The organism is Asticcacaulis sp. AC402, assembly GCF_000495835.1.
Taxonomy (GTDB): Bacteria; Pseudomonadota; Alphaproteobacteria; order Caulobacterales; family Caulobacteraceae; genus Asticcacaulis.
Map to the genome: position 1 here is coordinate 1 of NZ_AWGC01000058.1, position 4,262 is coordinate 4,262.

General features: G+C 56.4%; 3 protein-coding genes. All 3 read left to right on the forward strand.

Annotated elements, in window-relative coordinates; translation table 11 throughout:
• Positions 1–555: transposase (locus ABAC402_RS39975; RefSeq protein WP_155847502.1), on the forward strand; the 555-nt coding region annotated here is incomplete at its 5' end.
• Between the two features lie 29 nt (positions 556–584).
• Entirely contained in the window at positions 585–806 is a 222-nt protein-coding gene (locus ABAC402_RS38855) for a hypothetical protein (protein ID WP_023451360.1), read from the forward strand.
• Positions 807–1,152: 346 nt separating this feature from the next.
• On the forward strand, positions 1,153–4,262 hold a 3,110-nt coding region (locus ABAC402_RS38860; RefSeq protein WP_023451361.1), incomplete at its 3' end, for a calcium-binding protein.

Genomic DNA, 4,262 nt, shown 5'->3' on the forward strand with positions numbered 1-4,262 from the left:
AACCTGAAAGTGGTCGATGTCCGCGAACGCGACCCAATCCCGGGTGTGACGCCCATCCATTGGCGCCTGCTCACCACGCATAAGATTGATGACGTGGTGGAGGCTTTGAAAGTTGTCGACCTTTACCGGCGTCGCTGGGCCATTGAACAACTGTTCAGAACCTTGAAAACTCAGGGCTTCGACATTGAAGGCATTCGTATCGAAGATGAAGTCCCGCGCTCGAAACTGGTCACAGCCGCCCTCATTGCTGCTGTCAACGTTCAGCAACTGGTCCATGCCAGAGACGGAGCTCCCGACAACAAGCCTTTGCGGCCGCTAACCGATGCCTTCGATGCCTGTGACATGCCACTCCTGCAAGCCTTCACTCAGAAACTGGAAGGCAAGACAGACAAGCAGAAAAACCCACATCCCCTAGGATCACTTGCTTACGGAGCATGGGTTTGCGCCCGGCTGGGAGGGTGGACCGGATACTACGGAAAGCCGGGTCCAGCCGTCATGCTCGAAGGATGGCTAAGATTTAACGACGCCAAAATAGGAGCCGCATTAAATGTGTGAATCCGATAGCGCTGTTGGGGGGGGGTGACGTGAGTATTGCGGGCACCGGCAAGTACACGGTAAGCGCCTTCATGGCGGCTCGAGGCAATCGTCTCGATATCAGCGCCTATTCCGGAGGTGTCGCCAATGCCGATCGCCTGAGTCTGGTTGGCGGCAATGTGCTGATCCACCGTGCAGATCCACCTGGGCGGTGGCAACACGGTAACGGTGTGGAAACCGTGCGCGTGGAGGCGATCCGGTATATTGGGTGATAACAACCGAAAGTATCTTCTGAATGCGAACTTTTAGCACCTGCGAAAGGCTTCAAATCGCATAGCTTTTTCGCGAATCGAATTTATTTTCGTTTTTTGGCTACAAACGGCTTGCGAACAGCGTTCAATTGGATAATTTTGTCAGCGGTCCTTGCGTGCTGGGTGACGAGGGCTGCGAGGCGGTTTCGGTCTTGCGTGGTGTTTGGCGGTAATTTGCGGCGTTGCGTGTTATCTGCTTTGCGCGCAGGTTTTCAATATATTTCAACCTGAACGGTCACTGCGTGTGGCCGACTAATGCTGTGCGCCCGTTGTGGCGCCCTGCCGTGTGTTTAAGGGAGGCTCAATCATGGCAAAGTTTCGCGGTCTTAAGGACAAGGATCAGGTCAATCCCGGATTGGGTCCGATTTTGTCGGGAGCATTCAACCGTATTGATTACAGCGGCACACCGGGCGACGATACCTATACCGGCACAGTAAGCGACGACGCGATTGACGGCCTTGGAGGCAATGACTCACTGTCCGGCTCTAACGGCCAGGATTCAATTTCCGGCGGAGATGGCAATGATACGCTTGGGGGCGGGCTTGGTGATGACACCTTGTCGGGTGGTGCAGGTACGGATGTTCTTGACGGTGGCACGGGTTATGACCGCGGTATACTGAACTTGGGTGATATGGCCGTCACGGTTCTTTATGACATGACCGCGGCTGCGAGCGCTGGTGGAACGACGCTGGCGGACGGCACAGTCGTTCGCAACCTTGATGCTGTCGAATTGACGACAGGCAGTGGTAATGATGAGTTTCGGGCAACAGAAACGGAATGGGAATTCGATTGGACCGCGGGCGCCGGAACGGATCTCCTTGTCGTCGACTACACCGGCTCAGCATTCTCTTTGAATGCTTATTGGGCCGGAGCAATTTTTCAATTCGATAGTAATTTTGGCTCCTCATATGCAACGAATATTGAACAGGTCAGCATAGTCGGAGGCTCATCCGACGACTCGCTTTCGGGAGCCGCAGGCGATGACACACTTACCGGTGGCGATGGCAACGACACCGTGTTGGGCGGCACCGGCGTTGACGAATTGATCGCCGGGAATGGTAACGACTCGATCACCAGTTCCGGCGAGGGAACCGACATAGACGGTGGGGCTGGCACGGATGACCTGGACTTCAACCGGTCGACGTCGGTCCTTAACTATCTCTTCGATGTCGCTCAGGTAGCGACCTCGACCGGGCAAACTCTCGCAGACGGTGGGGTGATCAAGAATATCGAGCGCGTCACAGTGGCCACGGGCGTTGGCAACGATACCTTTGTCGGTGGCGGGCTTGTCGATGTCTTCTTCGGCGGCGCCGGGAATGATGTTGCCGGTACCGGCGGCGCGGTCGGCAATTATCTCTCTGGCGGCGCAGGCAATGACACACTGACAAGCGAAGCTGGTGGAGACACTCTGTTCGGCGGTGCCGATAATGACTCGATCATCGCTGGTGGCGCAGCTGACGCCGCTTTGGGCGGCAGCGGAGATGACAGTATCGACGGTGGAACCGGCAATGACGCACTGTATGGCGGAGATTACGCTGCGGGAAGCGATATCGGCAACGATTCTCTGCAGGGCGGTGCCAACGACGACCAGTTACACAGCTATGGTGGAGCAGACACGGTCGATGGCGGTACCGGTATTGACAAGGTGGTTCTATATCGCACGGAACTGGCCGTGGATCTCATTATAGATGCAAGCCTGATGGCGACCGCGGGTGGAGCCATCCTGAGCGACGGGACAGTGCTTCGCAACCTTGAGAGTGCGGATGTCAAGTCAGGTTCGGGCAACGATACGGTCATCAGTGGTTCGGGCAGTGACACTGTTGTTGGGGGGGGCGGAAATGACTCCCTCAATGGCGGTGGCGGGACGGATTCGTTGCGCGGCTCCGGCGGGGAAGACAGTTTAAATGGCGGCGACGGCTTTGACTACCTTTACGGAGAGGCGGACGACGACGTCATTTCCGACTCCAGTGGCGGTGGCTACTTGTACGGTGGCGACGGCGACGATTCGATCACAGGCAGCGCGAGCGACATCGACTACCTTTGGGGTGACGCCGGCACCGATACCTTAAGCGGTGGCGCAGGCAATGATCAGATTTTTGGTGGCAACGACAATGATCTGATCCTGGGTGGCGCCGGTACGGACTACCTTTCCGGCGACAACGGCAACGACACAGTGAGCTATGCCGACGCGATATCTGCCGTTACTGTCAACATTGCCAACGGGAACCAGCAGAATACCGGTGGTGGCGGGTTGGATACGCTTACGCAGTTTGAGAATGTCACGGGGTCTGCTTATAATGACAGCCTGACCGGCAACAACAATGATAACCGAATCGAAGGTAGGGCCGGGAATGACACTCTGACGGGTCGGCAGGGCAACGATACCTATGTCATTGATTCGTCGACTGACAGCGTGGTCGAAAATGTTGCGGAAGGCACTGATCTTGTCGAAGCCTCTCTATCCATTACGCTCGCTGCGAACGTCGAAAACCTGACTCTTGTCGGTATCGCCGATATCAACGGCACCGGGAACGGCCTGAACAACTTGATCAGCGGCAACGCCGGCAACAACCTTCTGACCGGGTTAGGCGGCGTCGATACCTTGGCCGGGGGGGCGGGCAACGACACCTATGTTGTTGAGTCTGGCGCTGCAGTTGTCCAGGAAAGCGTCGGCGGCGGTAACGATGAGGTCCAGGCGTCTGTAACGGTCATCCTGGCCGATCAGATCGAAAACCTCAGTCTTACGGGCTCTGCGGGCTTTGGCGGAACCGGCAATAGCCTTGATAATGTCATAACGGGTAACACGGGTGACAATTCGCTTTATGGCTTGAGCGGACAAGACTCGCTTATCGGCGGTGGCGGCGCCGATACGTTGGCAGGTGGAAACGGCGACGACCTCTATGGGGTCGACAACATCGCAGACAGCGTAGTTGAAGCCGGTGGCGAGGGCTATGATGAGGTCGAATCAACGGTCAGTTTCACACTGTCTTCCGACGTTGAAGCCTTGACGCTGTTAGGTTCGGACAACCTGAATGGCACCGGCAATGCCCTCGACAATGTTCTGGTCGGCAACAGCGGTCTCAATATCCTGACCGGTGGCCTCGGTGATGATACATATCAGATTCAGAACGCTGGCGATGTCATCGTCGAAAACTCGAACGAGGGTCAAGACCAGGTCGTGAGCCTCGTTTCCTACACCTTGGTTGGCAATGTTGAAAACTTGTCGATAGCCGGCCTTACAGATCAGACTGCGACAGGGAACGTACTCGCCAACCAAATCGTGGGCGGGATTGGCAACAATCTGATCGACGGAGCGCTCGGCGCGGACACGATGTCCGGCAACCTCGGGGACGATACCTTCATCGTCGAAGATGCGGGAGATACCGTTTCCGAAGGTTCAGAACAAGGCACTGATCT